Annotated in this window: 15 protein-coding genes; 8 read left to right on the top strand and 7 right to left on the bottom strand. The window is 59.6% G+C overall.

Annotation, left to right across the window (positions count from 1 at the left end):
- Positions 1-36: 36 nt before the first annotated feature.
- The 7 genes from pqqF to M9827_RS25420 all read left to right on the top strand — a co-directional run bounded on the left by pqqF (position 37) and on the right by M9827_RS25420 (position 7,741).
- Complete coding sequence (pqqF, locus tag M9827_RS25450) at positions 37-2,451, top strand: pyrroloquinoline quinone biosynthesis protein PqqF (protein WP_250607918.1); 2,415 nt, start codon at positions 37-39, stop codon at positions 2,449-2,451.
- 156 nt (positions 2,452-2,607) lie between these two features.
- Complete coding sequence (gene pqqA / locus M9827_RS25445; protein ID WP_003422658.1) at positions 2,608-2,682, top strand: pyrroloquinoline quinone precursor peptide PqqA; 75 nt, start codon at positions 2,608-2,610, stop codon at positions 2,680-2,682.
- A gap of 81 nt (positions 2,683-2,763) precedes the next feature.
- Positions 2,764-3,675 (top strand): pyrroloquinoline quinone biosynthesis protein PqqB, encoded by a 912-nt coding sequence (pqqB, locus tag M9827_RS25440; protein ID WP_250607916.1) that lies wholly within the window; start codon positions 2,764-2,766, stop codon positions 3,673-3,675.
- Positions 3,676-3,807: 132 nt separating this feature from the next.
- The gene (gene pqqC / locus M9827_RS25435) at positions 3,808-4,560 is read left to right on the top strand and encodes a pyrroloquinoline-quinone synthase PqqC (RefSeq protein WP_250607914.1); all 753 of its coding nucleotides are present in this window, start codon (positions 3,808-3,810) and stop codon (positions 4,558-4,560) included.
- Positions 4,557-4,832: a pyrroloquinoline quinone biosynthesis peptide chaperone PqqD gene (gene pqqD / locus M9827_RS25430; RefSeq protein ID WP_250607912.1), complete on the top strand. Its 276-nt coding sequence runs from the start codon at positions 4,557-4,559 to the stop codon at positions 4,830-4,832. The genes pqqC and pqqD overlap by 4 nt, the downstream gene beginning before the upstream one ends.
- A complete protein-coding gene (pqqE, locus tag M9827_RS25425) occupies positions 4,804-5,964 on the top strand; it encodes a pyrroloquinoline quinone biosynthesis protein PqqE (protein ID WP_250607910.1) in 1,161 nt (386 codons plus the stop codon). Before pqqD ends, pqqE begins: the two co-directional genes overlap by 29 nt.
- Positions 5,930-7,741: an alpha/beta hydrolase family protein gene (locus tag M9827_RS25420; protein ID WP_250607908.1), complete on the top strand. Its 1,812-nt coding sequence runs from the start codon at positions 5,930-5,932 to the stop codon at positions 7,739-7,741. Before pqqE ends, M9827_RS25420 begins: the two co-directional genes overlap by 35 nt.
- Before the next feature lie 117 nt (positions 7,742-7,858).
- Here M9827_RS25420 and M9827_RS25415 read toward each other — a convergent pair whose 3' ends face one another.
- A complete protein-coding gene (locus tag M9827_RS25415; protein WP_003228885.1) occupies positions 7,859-8,017 on the bottom strand; it encodes a YqaE/Pmp3 family membrane protein in 159 nt (52 codons plus the stop codon).
- Positions 8,018-8,211: 194 nt separating this feature from the next.
- The gene (locus M9827_RS25410; RefSeq protein WP_250607906.1) at positions 8,212-9,495 is read right to left on the bottom strand and encodes an aspartate aminotransferase family protein; all 1,284 of its coding nucleotides are present in this window, start codon (positions 9,493-9,495) and stop codon (positions 8,212-8,214) included.
- A gap of 169 nt (positions 9,496-9,664) precedes the next feature.
- Here M9827_RS25410 and M9827_RS25405 point away from each other — a divergent pair, with 169 nt between their 5' ends.
- Entirely contained in the window at positions 9,665-10,579 is a 915-nt protein-coding gene (locus tag M9827_RS25405; protein WP_250607904.1) for a LysR family transcriptional regulator, read from the top strand.
- A 227-nt stretch (positions 10,580-10,806) separates the two neighbouring features.
- Here the strand turns inward: M9827_RS25405 and M9827_RS25400 are convergent, their stop codons facing one another.
- From M9827_RS25400 to M9827_RS25380, 5 genes are all read right to left on the bottom strand, one after another.
- On the bottom strand, positions 10,807-12,585 hold the full coding sequence (locus M9827_RS25400) for an acyl-CoA dehydrogenase C-terminal domain-containing protein (RefSeq protein ID WP_250607903.1): 1,779 nt from the start codon (positions 12,583-12,585) through the stop codon (positions 10,807-10,809).
- Between the two features lie 213 nt (positions 12,586-12,798).
- Positions 12,799-14,595 (bottom strand): acyl-CoA dehydrogenase C-terminal domain-containing protein, encoded by a 1,797-nt coding sequence (locus M9827_RS25395; protein WP_250607901.1) that lies wholly within the window; start codon positions 14,593-14,595, stop codon positions 12,799-12,801.
- A gap of 90 nt (positions 14,596-14,685) precedes the next feature.
- Complete coding sequence (locus M9827_RS25390) at positions 14,686-15,975, bottom strand: GGDEF domain-containing protein (RefSeq protein WP_250607899.1); 1,290 nt, start codon at positions 15,973-15,975, stop codon at positions 14,686-14,688.
- Positions 15,976-16,167: 192 nt separating this feature from the next.
- Positions 16,168-17,973, bottom strand: coding sequence for a phenylacyl-CoA dehydrogenase (locus M9827_RS25385; protein WP_250607897.1), 1,806 nt, complete (start codon positions 17,971-17,973; stop codon positions 16,168-16,170).
- Between the two features lie 274 nt (positions 17,974-18,247).
- On the bottom strand, positions 18,248-18,544 hold the full coding sequence (locus tag M9827_RS25380; protein ID WP_093429944.1) for a pyrroloquinoline quinone biosynthesis protein PqqE: 297 nt from the start codon (positions 18,542-18,544) through the stop codon (positions 18,248-18,250).
- Positions 18,545-18,593 lie beyond the last annotated feature (49 nt).

The raw sequence follows: 18,593 nt of genomic DNA, 5'->3' as shown, positions 1-18,593 counted from the left end.
CGCTAGCATGGGCACTTCACTGTTCTGGAAGTGCCCATGCCTGCGCCGACTCACCCCCGCCCTTATACCGAAACCCTGGCCAATGGCTTGTGCGTGACCCTGCGTCATGCGCCAGGCCTCAAGCGCAGTGCCGCTGCCCTGCGGGTGGCTGCCGGTAGCCATGACGTGCCATTGGCGTGGCCGGGGCTGGCGCATTTCCTTGAGCATTTGCTGTTTCTCGGCACTGAGCGTTTTCCAGCGGACGAAGGGTTGATGGCCTACGTACAGCGGCACGGTGGCCAGGTGAATGCCAGCACTCGCGAACGCACCACTGACTTTTTCTTCGAACTGCCGACGTGTTCGTTCAGCGCCGGGCTGCAGCGTCTGTCAGACATGCTCACCAGGCCGCGTATGAATCCGGACGATCAATTGCGGGAACGGGAAGTGCTGCAGGCGGAATTTGTCGCTTGGTCACAGGATCCTGCGGCTCAGCAACAGTTTGCGTTGTATGAGGGTCTACCGGCAGAGCACCCGTTGCGCGGATTTCATGCGGGGAATCGGGACAGCCTGAAAGTGGAGTCGCCGGTGTTTCAACAGGCGTTGAAGGATTTCCACCAGCAGTTCTATCAAACCGGGCAAATGACCCTGAGCCTGGTGGGGCCGCAGAGCCTTGAAGAGCTGCACGCGCTGGCCGAGCAGTTCGCAGCGACGTTGCCGGTTGGGGATAAAATTACGCAGGCTGCGCCCCCGCCGTTAGCGGTGAAAAGTTATCAACAGGTCGGTGAGCGACACTGCAATCTGTTATTTGCTTTTGAAGATTTGCCGGAGTCTTCCGGTGAGGCAATGACATTCCTCTGCCATTGGCTGAACAGCGCCAAGCCCGGTGGGTTGCTGGCACATCTGCAGGAACAGCATCTGGCGGATGATCTGAAAGCCGCACCGCTGTATTGCTTTGCCGGACAAGCCTTGCTGCATCTGCAGTTCACCGCTCCCGCCAAATCAATGAGCGCGATTGGCGAGCACGTTTCGGATTGGCTGAGCTTCTTCGCGCAACAGGACTGGACGCCGCTGCGTGCGCAATACGCAGCCCTGCTTCAGCGCCTGCAGCAAGTCAGCGGCGCTCTGCAACTGGCAAGACTCGACTGCGAGCAACAAGAGAGGGGTCTGTCCGATAGCGGCGTCTGCGCCCTCCAACATTTGCTCCGTGAAATTGGCGTTGTGGATAACTTCAGCGCCCACTGGCGCTTACCCGCTGCCAATCCATTCCTGCGCGCCAGCGAACCGCTTGCCAATGCGGGCCTGATCCGTGGCCAGACCAGCGCTCACCGCGGCCTGCGCACGTTTGCTCAGGATCGTTCGCGCGGCCGGCGCGAACGATCGCCGATGCAGTTCAGTCAGGCGCTGCCGGACAACGGCGAAGACGGTGCGATTTACCTGCGTTGGCAGGTCGAGGCCGCCGCCAGTGCTGATCTGCAATCGCGCCTGCAACGCAGCCTTCGGCAAACGCAGCAAGATGCCCGTGAGGCCGGGGTCGAATTGTCGTTCAATGCTGCCAACAATCAATGGCTGCTCAAGCTCACCGGCCTGCAGGAGCCAATGCCCAGCGTCCTTGAGCATGCGCTGAAATGCCTGACGCACGTTGACGCCAATTCGCCGCGTAGTGAGCAGGAACAGCCGCTGATTCCCATTCGCCAGTTGCTTAAAGCGCTGCCGGAACAGACGCAGGAATCATCTAAAACCAGCGACGACGCCAAACGCCTGTGGACAACTTCGCACTGGGACGGCCTCGCGTTGGGACTGAACCAACAGACTCAATCCGCCATGGGCCTGGCCCTGAGCCGGGTTCCCGGAATCCCGGACAACCAGCTGGCAGTAGCGGCGACGATCACCGCGCAAAAACACTGGCGCCATGTCGATACCGCCTCCAGCGAACACGCCGTGCTGCTGTTCTGTCCGGCCGCCAGTCACGACATCGCCGACGAAGCAGCGTGGCGACTGTTGGCGCAGGTGTGCCAGACGCCGTTCTACCAGCGCCTGCGCGTCGAATTGCAATTGGGCTATGCGGTTTTCAGTGCGCTTCGCCAGATGAATGGCCAAACCGCTCTTCTGTTTGGCGTGCAATCCCCGGGTGCCAGAACTGCGGAGTTGTTTGAGCACATTCAACAGTACTTCAACGGTATGCCCACGCTGATCGAACGGCTTGATGAGGCCAGCCTCAACCAGCAGCGGCAAAACCTCGCGGATCAATTCGACGTTGCCAATCTGTCCAGCAAAGACGCTGCCGAACTGCTCTGGCAGGCAAGACTCGCTGGCCACTCGTCGGATTATCTTGAGCGATTGCTCGCCGCCATCGGCCAACTCCAGCGCCAGGCTTTGTATAACGCTGCGCAGCGCTTGATCAACGCCGAAGGTGGCTGGCTCTGTCTCGCCAGCGACCCCGCGCCCGGCACCCCATGGCAAACGACAAATTGATCATTACCGAGGCTGCAAGGAGCTTTCTCGAATATTCACGGGCAAACCCTGTGAAATTTTGAGTAACATAGCCGCCTAACTACTTGGAACATCTTCGCGCTGCCGTGGACTATACCTATGGACAGCGCTATCCCACCCAACCTGAGGAGACACCCTATGTCCTGGACTAAACCGGCTTACACCGACCTGCGTATCGGCTTCGAAGTCACCATGTACTTCGCCAGCCGCTGAGTTCTGCTTACGTAGAATTGCAGTGCAACGCCTCGGCTCGCCGGGGCGTTTTATTTTCCGCGTTGAAATGATGGAGCGTTCATGTTCGTCCAGATTCTGGGTTCGGCCGCCGGTGGCGGTTTTCCGCAGTGGAACTGCAACTGCGTCAATTGCGCAGGTTTTCGCGACGGCAGCCTGAATGCCAAGGCCCGCACCCAATCGTCCATCGCGATTTCCGATGACGGCGTGAACTGGGTGCTGTGCAACGCCTCGCCAGACATTCGCGCGCAGCTGCAAAGCTTCGCCCCGATGCAACCGGGCCGCGCTCTGCGTGATACCGGCATCAGCGCGATCATCCTGATGGACAGCCAGATCGACCACACCACCGGCCTGCTCAGCCTGCGCGAAGGCTGCCCGCATCAGGTCTGGTGCACGGACATGGTTCACCAAGACCTCAGCACCGGTTTCCCGCTGTTCAAGATGCTCACCCACTGGAATGGCGGTTTGAACTGGAACCGAATCGAACTCGACCAAAGCTTCACCGTGGCCGCGTGCCCGAACCTGCGTTTCACCCCGCTGCCCTTGCGCAGCGCCGCACCGCCGTACTCGCCGCACCGCTTCGACCCGCACCCGGGCGACAACATCGGTTTGATTGTTGAAGACCTGAACACCGGCGGCAAATTGTTCTACGCGCCGGGCCTGGGCAAGGTCGATGCACCATTGCTGGAGATCATGGCCGGCAGCGATTGCCTGCTGGTGGACGGCACGATGTGGGATGACGATGAAATGCAGCGTCGTGGCGTCGGCACCCGCACCGGTCGCGAGATGGGCCACCTGGCGCAGAACGGGCCTGGCGGCATGCTCGAAGTGCTGGAGCAACTGCCTGAGCAGCGCAAAGTACTTATCCACATCAACAACACCAATCCGATTCTTGATGAGGATTCGCCGGAGCGCGCGGAACTGGCGCGGCGTAATGTTGAAGTGGCGTTCGATGGCATGAGTATTGTGCTGTAACTGATGGCCCCATCGCTGGCAAGCCAGCTCCCACAGGGTTCTGTGGCGTACACAAAAACTGTGGGGGGCTTGCCAGCGATGACGTCCGAATAGACACCAAAGATTTCAACGGTTGTTCCCCGGAGAACCGCAATGACCGACCAACCGCTGTCCCCCGCCGAATTCGAAGCGGCCCTGCGCGCCAAAGGCGCGTACTACCACATCTACCACCCCTACCACGTGGCGATGTACGAAGGCCGCGCCACCCGTGAGCAGATTCAGGGCTGGGTCGCCAACCGCTTCTACTATCAGGTGAACATCCCCCTGAAGGACTCAGCGATCCTCGCCAACTGCCCCGACCGGGAAATCCGCCGCGAGTGGATTCAACGCTTGCTCGACCACGACGGCGCTCCCGGTGAGGATGGCGGTATCGAAGCCTGGCTGCGCCTCGGTCAAGCGGTCGGTCTCGACCCGGATCAACTGCGCTCCCAGGAGCTGGTGCTGCCTGGTGTGCGTTTCGCTGTCGATGCCTACGTCAACTTCGCCCGTCGCGCCAGTTGGCAGGAAGCCGCCAGCAGCTCGCTGACCGAACTGTTCGCGCCGCAGATCCACCAGTCGCGCCTCGACAGTTGGCCGCAGCATTACCCGTGGATTGACCCGGCCGGTTACGAATACTTCCGCACCCGCCTCGGTCAGGCGCGGCGTGATGTCGAGCATGGTCTGGCGATCACGCTTGAGCACTACAAGACCCGCGAAGGCCAGGAGCGCATGCTGGAAATTCTCCAGTTCAAACTGGACATTCTTTGGAGCATGCTCGATGCCATGAGCATGGCCTACGAACTGAACCGACCGCCGTATCACAGCGTGACCGAACAACGCGTCTGGCATAAAGGAATCACCTTATGAGTTTCGACCGCAGCAAAGTCCCAACCTGGCGTCCCGGCTACCGCTTCCAGTTCGAACCGGCACAGAAAGGCCACGTGCTGCTGTACCCCGAGGGCATGATCAAGCTCAATAAAACGGCCGCATTCATCGGCGGTTTGATTGACGGCGAACGTGATGTCGCCGCTATCATCGCCGAACTCGGTCAGCAGTTCCCCGGCGTGCCCGAACTCGGTGACGACATCGAGCAATTCATGGAGGTTGCCCGTGGCCAGCACTGGATCACCCTTGCCTGATCTGCCGGCGAAACCGGAAGTTGGCCTGCCTCTGTGGCTGCTCGCCGAGCTGACCTACCGCTGCCCGCTGCAATGCCCGTACTGCTCCAATCCGCTGGATTTCGCCGAGCAGGGCAAAGAGCTGAGCACCGAGCAGTGGATCAAAGTGTTCCGCGAAGCGCGGGAGATGGGCGCGGCGCAACTGGGCTTTTCCGGCGGCGAGCCGCTGGTGCGTCAGGACCTGGCCGAGCTGATCCGCGAGGCGCGGCAGTTGGGTTTCTACACCAACCTGATCACCTCCGGCATCGGCCTGACTGAACAGAAAATCAGCGACTTCAAGAAGGCCGGCCTGGATCACATCCAGATCAGCTTCCAGGCCAGCGACGAGCAAGTGAACAACCTGCTCGCTGGCTCTAAAAAGGCCTTCGCGCAAAAGCTGGAAATGGCTCGCGCAGTAAAGGCCCACGGCTATCCGATGGTGCTGAACTTCGTCACCCACCGGCACAACATCGACAAGATCGACCGCATTATCGAGCTGTGCATTGCGCTTGAGGCCGACTTTGTCGAACTCGCCACCTGCCAGTTTTACGGTTGGGCGCAGCTCAATCGGGTCGGCCTGCTGCCGACCAAGGAACAACTGGTGCGCGCTGAACGCGTCACCAACGAATATCGGGCGAAACTGGAAGCCGAAGGGCATCCGTGCAAACTGATTTTCGTCACCCCGGACTACTACGAAGAACGCCCGAAAGCCTGCATGAACGGCTGGGGCAGTATTTTTCTGACGGTCACCCCGGATGGCACCGCCCTGCCCTGTCATGGCGCCCGACAGTTGCCGGTGCAATTCCCCAATGTGCGCGATCACAGCATGCAGCACATCTGGTACGACTCGTTCGGCTTCAACCGCTTCCGTGGTTACGACTGGATGCCCGAGCCGTGCCGCTCCTGCGACGAGAAAGAAAAAGACTTCGGCGGCTGCCGCTGTCAGGCGTTCATGCTCACCGGTGATGCGAGCAATGCCGACCCGGTGTGCAGCAAGTCCGAACATCACGGCGTGATCCTCAAGGCCCGCGAAGAAGCCGAGACTGCCACTCAAACCATCGAACAACTGGCCTTCCGCAATGAACGAAACTCGCGCCTCATCGCCAAGGGCTGAGCCTTTCAGCGCCTCGCAAGCCGTCGCTGCCGGCATGGATTTCGCCGAACTGCAACTCGGTGCCAACGGGCTGTTCTGGAATGAATACCGCCCGGAAGATGCCGCGTGCCGGATCTGGCATTGGCGTGATGGCGTGGCGAAGTGTCTGACACCCGATGGCTTCAGCGTGCGCAGTCGCGTGTACGAATATGGCGGTGGTGCTTTTTGTCTGACGCCCGATGGGGTGGTTTTCGTTGCTGAGGCGGATCAGCAGTTGTATCACCAGACGCTGAGTGGTGAGCCAGAGGCGCTGACGTCGGGAGAGTGCCGTTATGGCGATCTCCATTTTGCTTTTGGCCAGGTTCTGGCGGTGGAAGAACAACAGGATCAACATCGACTCATAGCGATTGATCTGACTGACGGTGTGCGGCATTTGTTGGCTGAGGGCGCGGATTTTTATGCGGCGCCAACCCTCAGCCCGGATGGCCAGCGCTTGGCGTGGATCGAGTGGAGTCGACCACATCAGCCGTGGACGTCGACCCGGTTGATGGTGGCCAAGCGTTCAAATGATGGCGCTTTTAATGCGCCGCGATGCATTGCCGGTGCTGAGCTTGAAGAATCCATTCAACAACCGCGCTTCGATGCCGAAGGTCGCCTGTATTGCCTGACCGATCGCGGTGGATTCTGGCAACCGTGGCTAGAGACTGCCGACGGTTTGAAACCCATGCCCGCTGCGCCGGCCGATCATGCGCCCGCGCCGTGGCAACTGGGCGGCTGCACCTGGTTACCGGTTGGCGATTCGTTTATCGCCAGTTGGAGCGAAGGCGGTTTTGGTCGCCTGACCCTCGGTGATGAAGACTTCACCGGCGACTACAGCCGCTTCCGTCATCTCGCTTTGGATGCACAATTTATCTACTGCATTGCCGCCTCGCCGATCAGCCCTGCAGCGGTCATCGCCATTGATCGGGCGACGCGCAAAGTGAACGTACTGGCCGGTGGCGTAGCGCCCTTGCCCGCAGATCGCATCAGCCGCCCGCAAACACTGCGTTATCCAAGCGGTTCAAGCGAAGCACACGGGTTCTTTTATCCGGCCATGAGCGGCGAGACAAACCCACCACTGGTGGTGTTCATCCACGGTGGCCCGACATCGGCCTGCTACCCGATGCTCGATCCACGCATCCAGTACTGGACGCAACGCGGCTTTGCCGTCGCCGATCTCAACTATCGCGGCAGCAGCGGTTATGGCCGCGAATATCGGCAGGCCTTGCATCTGAGCTGGGGCGAGGTGGATGTCGAGGATGCTTGCGCCGTGGTGAGTCATCTCGCCGGCCAGGGTTTGATCGACGGTGATCGCGCATTCATTCGTGGCGGCAGCGCAGGTGGCTACACCACGTTATGTGCGCTGGCGTTCAAGCAAGTCTTCCGCGCTGGAGCGAGTTTGTACGGCGTCAGCGACCCGGTTGCATTGGCTCGGGCAACACATAAATTCGAGGGTGATTATCTGGACTGGCTGATCGGCGATCCCGAGCAAGACGCCGAACGCTACGCCGCCCGCACCCCCTTGCTGCACGCGAGCAACATCCGCGTGCCGGTGATCTTCTTTCAGGGTGAACTGGACGCCGTGGTCGTGCCGCAACAGACCCGCGACATGGTCACGGCGCTGGAGCAGAACGGCATCGCTGTCGAAGCACATTACTACCCCGACGAACGCCACGGCTTCCGCCGCGCCGCCAATCAGGCGCATGCGCTGGAACAGGAATGGAAATTCTATCGACGAGTGATGGGGCTCGCAGACTGAAATCTGCGGCGCCCGATTCGCTAGCAGGCTAGCTCCCACAGGTTTTTTGTGTTGATAACACGATCAAATGTGGGAGCGAGCCTGCTCGCGAAGGCTATTTATAGAGCACAGCCACACTCAGCGCTTGGCAATGATATACACCGCATGCACGATCCCCGGAATGTACCCGCACAGCGTCAGCAGAATGTTCAACCAGAACGCCCCGCCAAACCCGACCTGCAGAAACACACCCAGCGGCGGCAACAGAATGGCGATGATGATGCGAATGAAGTCCATAGGTCAGCTCCTGAATGGGGGTTGGCTCACATGAGCCATACAAGCTAATCGACCCGCACCGTTCGTCAGGGTTCAGTGCAACTGCCATTTGATCGCCACCACCTCACAAAAAAACGCCCTACGCCAAAAAAATCAGGCGTAGGGCGTGCGTTATACCGCGAGACGGTTCTGGAAAACGGGTAGGAAACTTCAGCTCAGACGGCAATCCCTTTGCGGCATTGCAGTTGCGCGGTGCGCACTCGCGAGAATGCGCGGCCCAGGCGCAGGAGCATTTCGTCGATATTGGTTTTGCTGACGGTCAGCGCCGGGGTGAAGCGCAGACAGTTGGCTTGCGGGGCGTTGAGCAGCAGGCCTTCGTGCAGGGCGGCGTGGACCACGGCCTCGGCGGAATCGTCCGACAGGGTCAGTCCGTAGAACAGGCCTTGGCCGCGCAGTTCGCCGTGGTCGTAGCGGTGCGCCAATCGTGCCAGGCCTTCGCGCAGATGCTGGCCATTATCGTTGACCTGCTGCAGGAAGCTGCGGTCGTACACGCTGTCGAGCACCACCAGGCCAGCCGCTGTCATCAGCGCATTGCCGTGATGCGTGCCGCCCAGTTCACCCGCGTCGAAACAACACGCCTTGCCCCGCGCCAGCAGCGCCGCCAAGGGCACGCCGCCGCCGAGGCCTTTGCCGAGCACAACGATATCGGCGCGTACGCCGTAGGACTGTTCGGCAAGCAAAGTGCCACAACGGCCGATGCCGGTTTGTACTTCGTCCAGAATCAGCAAAATGCCCAATTCACGGCACAACCGCTCAACACCTTTGAGGTAATGCTCGGTCGCCGGCACCACCCCGGCGTCGCTCTGGATCGGCTCAAGCATGATCGCCACGGTTTGCGCATCGACCGTCGCGTGGAGCGCCGGCAAGTCATTGAACGGCACCAGATCGAAACCCGGCAGCAACGGCGCGAAACGGTTGTGCAGATTGCAACTGTCCGACGCGGAAATCGTCGCCAGACTGCGGCCATGGCAACCCTGCTTCGCCACAATGATGCGCGAAGCGCCGCCACGATGCATTTGGCCCCATTTGCGCGCCAGTTTGATCGCCGCCTCACAGGCTTCGCTGCCGCTGTTAAGCAGATAGGCCTGATCGCTGGAGGTGCTGGCACACAGACGTTCGGCGAGGCTGAGCATGCCGCGATTGTGCAGATTGAAACCGGGATTGATCAGTGCCTGTGCCTGACTGCTGATGACTTTGACCAATGCCGAAGGGCTGTGCCCAAGGCTGTTGGCGCCACCGGCCTGGGAAAAGTCGAGGTACGCGCGGTCATTGCTGTCCCACAACCAGGAGCCCTGACCACGCACGAACACCTGTTGCGGCCGTTCGACGCTGGGCATCAGGCGTTCGGTGCCCAGATTTTCGTTGATATCAGAAGGATCAACCTCAAAGGCGAGGTCATCAAGACTCGGCGCCTGACGCCGCAGACTGAACAGATTCATTGAAAAACACCTCGTTGAAGGTGTTTTGAACTGCCTATGCAAACACTGTCGAAGCGAACGCTATTCATCGCGCTTTCTGGCCCTGTAAGCCTTGTGAATGCGGTTAGACTAGGCTGATGGAGGCTTGCGGGCCATTTCGATTTCCCAGCATTTTCGATAAGCGTTACTTATGGATTTCAAACAACTGCGTTATTTCGTCGCGGTCTACGAAGAAGGCCATGTCGGGCGCGCCGCTGAACGGCTGTCGATCTCGCAACCGGCACTGTCGCAGCAGATCCGCCAACTCGAGCAGAACCTCGATGTCACCCTGTTCGAACGCAGCAGCAAGCGCCTGCTGCCGACCCTCGCCGCGCACACCTTGTACAACCACGCCCTGCCGCTGCTCGACGGATTGCAGCGGGCGCGTGAGGCGTTGGGCAACTTCAAGGGCCAGGCCTTGCGCACGCTGGCGATCGGCGTGCTGCAAACGGTTCACACCAGTCTGGTGCCGCAAATGCTTGAGCGGGTGCGCAAGGCACAGCCACATCTGGTGGTGCAGATCTATGAATTGACCGGACTTGAGATCGAACGGCGGCTGCTCAATGGTTCTTTGGACATTGGCATCAGTTACCTGCCGCCGCGCCAACCCGGCCTGCACGGCGTGATGCTCTACGAAGACGAGCTGACGCTGGTCATCCCGGCGGATCATCCGCTGCGTGAATTCAAGAAAGTCTCGATGCGCCAGGCTGCCGAGCTGCCGATGTTACTGCTGGGCGAGGAGTTTCAGATCCGCCAGATCTGGCAGGCGCAACTGACAAACCTCGGACGACGTCCGCAGGTGCAGGCCGAGTTGAACAATATGGTGGGGATTCTCGACAGCCTGCCGCATACCAAACTGGCGACGGTGCTACCGGGGCGTTCGCAAAAGGAGTACGACGATCAGGATCTGCTGTGGAAACCGCTGAGCGAACCACGGGTGCCGCTGAAGGTGGGTCTTGTGTGTCGTGATGTGCAACGCCAGCAGGCGTCTTTGGCGTTACTGCGGACGCTGCTCGAAGAAGTGATGGAGCGTGAGGTGAGACCGGCGCTGGATCCACTGGCCTGAACACTTTTCTTCAGGCAAAAGAAAACCCCGCCGAAGCGGGGCTTTGCAGACTGTTTCCCTGACATCCATTTCACTCCGCCACCCTGGCAGAATCCTACGTGTCCGTGTTGTTGCTTTGCGCTTCCTGCGCGACGTCCATGAAATGTAGATTAGCTGTGGATCCAATCTACGCCTATGGGAGAACAGCAGCACGTCACGTAAGAGAATGCTTACATGACGTCATCGCATCAGAACTGCGCCGCATCCAGCAGGAACAGCGACTCGCTACCGGCCTTCACCGACGCACTCAACGAGTGAATACGCGGCAGCAAACGGGCGAAGTAGAAGCGCGCGGTGCCCAGCTTGCTGGCATAGAAATCGTCTTGCGCTTCTTTGCCCAGCGAAGCTCTGGCCATCAATGCCCACATGTAGGCATACGCCGTGTATCCGAATGCTTGCAAATATTCGACCGACGCCGCGCCGATTTCGTTCGGATTGGTTTTCGCCCGGTCCAGCAACCATGAGGTCAGCTCATCGAGGGTGTCGACGGCGGCGTTCAGCGGCTTGGTGAATTCACCCAGATCGGCGCTGGCCGTCGCGGTGAAATGGCGGATCTCGTCGGCAAACAGCTTGTAGAACGCGCCACCGCTGCCGACGATCTTGCGACCGACCAGATCCAGCGCCTGAATGCCGTTGGTGCCTTCGTAGATCTGGGTGATGCGCACGTCACGCACCAGTTGCTCCTGGCCCCACTCGCGGATGTAGCCATGGCCGCCGAAAATTTGCTGGCCGTGTACGGTGGTTTCCAGACCCAGGTCGGTGAGGAACGCTTTGGCCACAGGTGTCAGCAACGCGACCAGGTCTTCCGCACGCTTGCGGGTGGTGGCGTCTTCGCTGAACTTGGCGGTGTCGAGTTGCATCGCCACGTAGGTGGAGAACGCACGGCCGCCCTCGTTCGAGGCTTTCATGGTCAACAGCATGCGCCGTACGTCCGGGTGGACGATGATCGGGTCAGCGGCTTTGTCTTTGTTCTGTGCGCCGGTTGGCGAACGGCTTTGCAGACGGTCACGGGCGTACTCGATGGCGTTCTGGTAGGAGCGCTCGCCGGTGGCCAGACCTTGGATGCCCACGCCCAAACGCTCGTAGTTCATCATGGTAAACATCGCGGCCAGGCCTTTGTTCGGCTCGCCGACCAGATAACCCACGGCTTCGTCGAAGTTCATCACGCAGGTCGCGGACGCCTGGATGCCCATTTTGTGTTCGATCGAACCGCAGTTCGCCGGGTTGCGCGCGCCCAGGGTGCCGTCGGCATTGACCATGAACTTTGGCACCAGGAACAGCGAAATGCCTTTCGGGCCTGCTGGGGCGTCCGGCAGTTTGGCCAATACCAGGTGAATGATGTTTTCGGTCAGGTCGTGCTCGCCACCGGTGATGAAGATCTTGGTGCCGCTTACCTTGTAGGAACCGTCGGCCTGAGGCTCGGCCTTGGTACGGATAATCCCCAGGTCAGTACCGGCGTGCGGCTCGGTCAGGCACATGGAGCCTGCCCAGACACCGGCGTACATGTTCGGCAGGTACGCAGCTTTCAGCTCTTCGCTGGCGTGAGCGTTGATCGACAGGCAGGCGCCGGCGGTCAGCATCGGGTACAGACCGAAGGACAGGCTGGCGGAGTTGACCATTTCTTCAACCTGCGCCGATACGGCTTTGGGCATGCCCATGCCGCCGTAGGCCGGATCACCGCCGACACCGACCCAACCGCCTTCAGCGTAAGTCTGATAAGCCTGTGGGAAACCGGCCGGGGTAGTCACGGCACCGTCTGCCCAGTGGCAGCCTTCCTCGTCAGCGGCACGGCTCAGTGGCGCGATGCTTTTGCTGGTGACCTTGCCGGCCTCTTCGAGAATGGCTTCAACGGTTTCGGCGTCGACAGTCTCGGCCAGTGCTGGCAGTTCAGCCCAGAGTTTGGCGACCTCGAACACTTCATTGAGGACGAAGCGCATATCGCGCAGCGGCGCTTTGTAGTCAGCCATGGCAAACCTCGCAAGATCTAAACAGGTGATTCGTGGAATGATGTTTTCGTTGAGCCTGAGTGTACCTCAACAACTTTTGCGACACATAGGGTCAACCGGTGACCGATTTGTTATTTTTAGTCACCAGAAAAAGATCGCAGCCTTCGCCAGCGCCTACAGGTAAAACTCGATCCCGTGCAGGAGCTGTCGCAGGCTGCGATCTTTTGATCTTCCTTAAAGCGCAAACATTTCGGCAGGCAGTCTCATCAGGCAATCACTACCTGCCTCAATCGCCGCCCGATGCGCTGCCGTACGCGGCAACAGGCGCTTGAAGTAAAATTCGCACGTCGCCAATTTACCCCGCAGGTAATCCGCCTCACCCTCGCCCGCCTCCAGTTGCGTCTGCGCCACCAGTGCCATGCGCAGCCAGAGATAGCCAAGGATGATGTAACCGCTGTACATCAGATAATCCACCGATGCCGCGCCCACTTCATCCGGGTTTTTCATCGCCGCCATGCCGACCTTCATGGTCAGGTCGCCCCACTGCTGATTGAGCTCGTTGAGCTGCGCAACGAAACTGCCCAGTTGCGGGTGTTCGGCGTTGGCCGCGCAGAACTTATGGACGATTTTGGTGAAGCCGCGCAACAACTTGCCCTGACTGCCGAGAACCTTGCGACCTAACAGGTCCAGCGCCTGAATGCCGTTGGTGCCTTCGTAGATCGGCGCAATCCGGCAATCGCGAACCAGTTGCTCCATGCCCCATTCACGAATGAAGCCGTGGCCACCGAACACCTGCATGCCGTGGTTGGTCACTTCCAGGCCGGTGTCGGTCATGAACGCCTTGCAGATCGGCGTGAGGAACGCCAACAGGTCGTCGGCCTCCTGACGCGCCTCGGCATCGCTGCTCAGATGCGCGACATCGAGCAATTGTGCGGTGAAATAGGTCAGCGCACGGTTGCCCTCGTTGAAGGCCTTCATGGTCAGCAGCATGCGCCGCACGTCCGGGTGGACGATGATCGGATCGGCAGGTTTATCCGGGGCTTTGGCGCCGGTCAGCGCGCGCATCTGCAGGCGGTCGTTGGCGTATTTGATCGCGCCCTGGAAGCTCGCTTCGCCCAGACACAAACCCTGCATGCCGGTGCCGAGGCGTGCGTGGTTCATCATGGTGAACATGCAGTTGAGGCCCTTGTTCGGCTCGCCGATCAGGTAGCCCTTGGCACCGTCGAAATTGAGCACGCAGGTGGCCGAGGCCTTGATGCCCATTTTGTGTTCGATCGAACCGCAGGACACATCGTTGCGCACGCCCGCCTCACCGGCAGCGTCCGGCAGGAACTTCGGCACGATAAACAGCGAAATGCCTTTGGTCCCGGCCGGCGCATCCGGCAGTTTGGCCAGCACCAGATGGATGATGTTGTCGCTCATGTCGTGCTCGCCGGCAGAAATGAAAATCTTGCTGCCGGTGACCGCATAACTGCCGTCGGCCTGGGGCACGGCGCGGGTCTTGATGATCCCCAGGTCAGTGCCGCAATGGGCTTCGGTCAGGCACATGGTGCCGGTCCATTGGCCGGCAGTGAGTTTGCTCAGGTAGGTGTCTTTCTGCTCGGCGCTGCCATGGGCATGGATCGCCGACATCGCGCCGTGGGTCAGGCCTGGGTACATGCCCCAGGACGTATTGCTCGAGCCAACCATCTCGCTGATCACCAGCCCCAGCGAACTGGGCAGGCCTTGGCCGCCGTAAGTCGGATCTGCCGCCAGACCGTGCCAGCCGCCTTCGACGTATTGTGCGAAGGCTTGCTTGAAGCCTGTAGGCGTTGTCACCACACCGTTGTCGAAATGGCAGCCCTCTTCGTCACCGCTGCGATTGAGTGGCGCCAGAACGTTCTCGCAGAACTTCGCGCCCTCTTCGAGGATCGCGTTGATCATGTCCGGGCTGGCGTCGTGCGCGCCGAGGGCGGCGTAGTTGCTGTGGAAGTCGAAAACGTGGTCGATCAGAAAGCGCATGTCGCGCAGGGGAGCTTTGTACTCAGGCATGGTGGCTTCTCCGTCAGCAGATTTCTTCAACCTACTGCCGGACACCACACCCCACAATCATTGTGCAGACGCTGAATGCGCCGTTATCACTCAACCTGCGGCAGCGTCCATGCGCACCGCGCCACGGCGGTTTTGTCCGTACGCCATCACGCAGTTACGCCCCGCGCCTTTCGCGGCGTAGAGCGCCTCGTCGGCAGACTTGAGCACTTGTTCCGGGTTGCGCTGCTCCACTCGTTCGGCAACGCCAATGCTCACCGTGACGGAAACGCTGGAGGCACCGGAGCCGGCGCGGCGCTGCCGACCTTGTTGGTCATCCTGCGGGCGATTTTCCTGATTGCGCAGTTGAATGTTGTAGGAAGCAATCGATTCGCGGATCACCTCAAGGTGCGGCATGCACTCCTCAAGGGTTTTGCCTGCAAACACCAAAGCGAATTCCTCACCGCCATAGCGATATGCCCTACCGCCGCCGCCGATTTTCGACAGCTTGCTGGCGACCAAACGCAACACCTGGTCACCGACATCGTGACCATGGGTGTCGTTGAATTTCTTGAAGTGATCGACGTCGCTCATCGCCAATACATAGTTGCGACCCAAGCGCTGCATGCGTTCATTGAGCGCGCGACGGCCCGGCAGACCAGTGAGCTCATCGCGGAAGGCCATTTGATAAGCCTCGTGCGCAACCGCCGCGGCGATCATCAACATCACCTGGCTGCACATGATGTTGAGTGTGAACGGCAGAATGAAGGTTTTCGGCAGCATCCAGAACACGCCGAGCAGGCCGACCAGCTGCGCCGCGTGCAGCGGGCGCGGGTTGCGCCAGTACTGCCAGGCCAAGAGCAGGAACGCCGAGATAAACACCGGATAGGACAACTGAATCAAACTCATCCACGCGCCGTGCAGCGCCGGCCAGCGGATCTCCGACAGCCAGATCAGCAATGCCTGGGGGTAACTTTGCTCAAGCCCCAACGCCACGCTGCCGAAGGCCAGCAACACAGCAAACCGCGCGACCATGTCCTGAAACAGGTGGGTGCGCTCCTGCCATGCGGCGAACAGGCCGAACAATAACGGCAACAGCAGACACACGAGATGAAACACCACCGCAGCGTCTTCGCGGACCTTGCCGTTGTCGCGGTAATAGTCGGTCTGGGTGTCGAGCAGAAAGTAGGCGATGTACACCGTGAGCATCAGAAACAGTTCGCGCTGACGTCGGTAAACCGCGCAATACGCACCGCCCAACAACAGCACCAACGTCGGCAACACGTTGAACAGCGAAGTGAAGAACACACTGAGGTCTTTGACGTACGCAGCCGCCAACCCCGCAAGTAACAACAGCAGTGATGGCAGGAAATGGCTGAAACGTACAGCGGAAGAACGCGGCAAGGGTAAAGCTCCGACCCGTCATAGCAAAGAGATGGCATTGTGCCCGCAAAGTGCGACCAAGCCCACACAATGTGATCCAGATCACACACTGTCTCTTTAACGGCCGGAAGCCCGACTATCTGAGCGATTCACCAACAAAAAAACCGCTGCCCCCTAACAGGAGCAGCGGTTTTCATGAGACGGCGCTAAAGCTTAGTAGCCCAGTGCGAAGTCTTCTTCTTTCATGTCCATCAGGTTGTTGGCGCCCGACAGCATGGTGGCCACGTGGGTACGAGTACGTGGCAGGATGCGCTGGAAGTAGAAGCGCGCGGTTTGCAGCTTGGCGGTGTAGAACGCTGCGTCGCCAGTGCCTTCTGCCAGCTTTTCAGCTGCCAGACGTGCCATGTCGGCCCAGAAGTAAGCCAGGCAGGCATAACCGGAGTACATCAGGTAGTCCACGGAGGCCGCGCCGACTTCTTCGCGATCTTTCATGGCAGCCATACCAACCTTCATGGTCAGCTCGCCCCATTCCTTGTTGATGGCAGCCAGCGGTGCGACGAACTCTTTAACCGCTTCGTTGCCTTCGTTGTTCTGGCAGAACTTGTGGACAATCTTGGTGAAGCCTTTCAGAGCCTCGCCTTGCGTCATCAACACTTTACGGCCGAGCAGGTCGAGAGCCTGGATACCGGTGGTGCCTTCGTACAGCATCGAAATGCGGCTGTCGCGAACGTTCTGTTCCATGCCCCATTCGGCGATGAAACCATGACCGCCGTAGATCTGTACGCCGTGGTTGGCGGCTTCGAAACCGACTTCGGTCATGAACGCCTTGGCGATCGGAGTCATGAAGGCCAGCAGTGCGTCGGCTTTCTTTTTCTCTTCTTCATCGACGCCGTATTTGACGATGTCGACCTGTTTGGCGGTGAAGTACACCATCGCACGGTTACCTTCGGCGAACGCCTTCATGGTCAACAGCATGCGGCGTACGTCTGGGTGCACGATGATCGGGTCAGCGGCTTTGTCCGGCGCTTTCGGGCCAGTCAGGGAGCGCATCTGCAGACGATCGCGAGCGTATTTCAGGCCACCCTGGAACCCGATTTCGGCGTGGGCCAGACCTTGCAGCGCGGTACCCAGGCGAGCGGTGTTCATAAAGGTGAACATGCAGTTCAGGCCTTTGTTCGCCGGGCCGATCAGGAAACCGGTAGCGCCGTCGAAGTTCATCACGCAGGTGGCGTTGCCGTGGATGCCCATCTTGTGTTCCAGCGAACCGCAGCTCACTGCGTTGCGTGCACCGACGGTGCCATCGGCGTTCGGCAGGAACTTTGGAACGATGAACAGCGAGATGCCTTTGGTGCCAGCCGGTGCATCCGGCAGGCGTGCCAGCACGATGTGGACGATGTTATCGGCCATGTCGTGTTCGCCGGCCGAGATGAAGATCTTGGTGCCGGAAACTTTGTAGGAACCATCAGCCTGAGGTTCGGCCTTGGTGCGCAACATGCCCAGGTCGGTGCCGCAGTGCGGTTCGGTCAGGCACATGGTGCCGGTCCATTCACCGGAAACCAGTTTGGTCAGATAGGCTTCTTGCTGCTCAGGGGTGCCGTGCTCGGAGATGGTGTTCATCGCGCCGTGCGACAGGCCTGGGTACATGCCCCACGACCAGTTGGCTTCGCCAACCATTTCGCTCACTGCCAGACCCAGCGATTCAGGCAAGCCTTGGCCGCCGTGCTCAACGTCGTGAGCGAGGCTTGGCCAGCCACCTTCAACGAATTGCTTGTAAGCCTCTTTGAAGCCGGTCGGGGTTTTCACGCCGGACTCGCTCCAGGTGCAACCTTCGAGGTCGCCCACGCGGTTCAGCGGCGCCAGTACCTGCTCACAAAACTTGGCGCCTTCTTCGAGAATGGCGTCAACCATGTCCGGAGTTGCGTCTGCGCAAGCCGGAAGGCTCTGATAGTGCGCTTCGTAGCCGAGCAGTTCGTCACGAACGAAGCGAATATCACGCAAGGGGGCCTTGTAGTCAGGCATAGCGATAAACCTCTGCTGATGTAACCGGGAATGAACGACCGTGTTGATTTGTTGTGACGGTCAAACAGTTGTTTGAAACATACGTTTACGCTGAAATCTTGTCAAGCGTCGATCTTTTGCCGTTCGTCATCAGAATTTTCAAACGTCGGACACAGCAAACCGCCATGCGCTCGAACGAGCCACGGGCGCTGAAAAAAGATTAGTTGAGGGAGAAGGACTTACAACGAAAAACGCCGCGACAAAGCGCGGCGTTCAGAATGCAGTTGGCGAAAAATCAGGCGAAGGTGTCGATGATCGTACCGAGCATTTCGTCGGAAGCTTTGGCGACTTTCACGCCCAGTTCCACTTGAAATTTGCCTTGAGCCATTTGAACCATGTCGCTGCCCAGATCCATTTGCTGGCTGCGGTCAACGCCGCGCAGACGATCAACCTGCGCTTCCGAAGATTGGCTGGTGACCGAACGCTCAATGGTGTTGTTGGCAATCTGGCTGGCGGCCTGATCGACGCGGTTCTGCCCGCTCTGAATCGAGCTCAGACCTGCATAAAAAGCTGTGTTACCGGAGATTTCCATAACAGTTCTCATCCTTGGGAAGGATCAATGGCGCCATTGAACCAGAGGC

Origin of the sequence: Pseudomonas sp. AKS31 (assembly GCF_023634765.1) — a bacterium.
GTDB lineage: Bacteria > Pseudomonadota > Gammaproteobacteria > Pseudomonadales > Pseudomonadaceae > Aquipseudomonas.
Note: the sequence above shows the minus strand (reverse complement) of the source record. Positions and strands in the feature narration are given on the sequence as shown.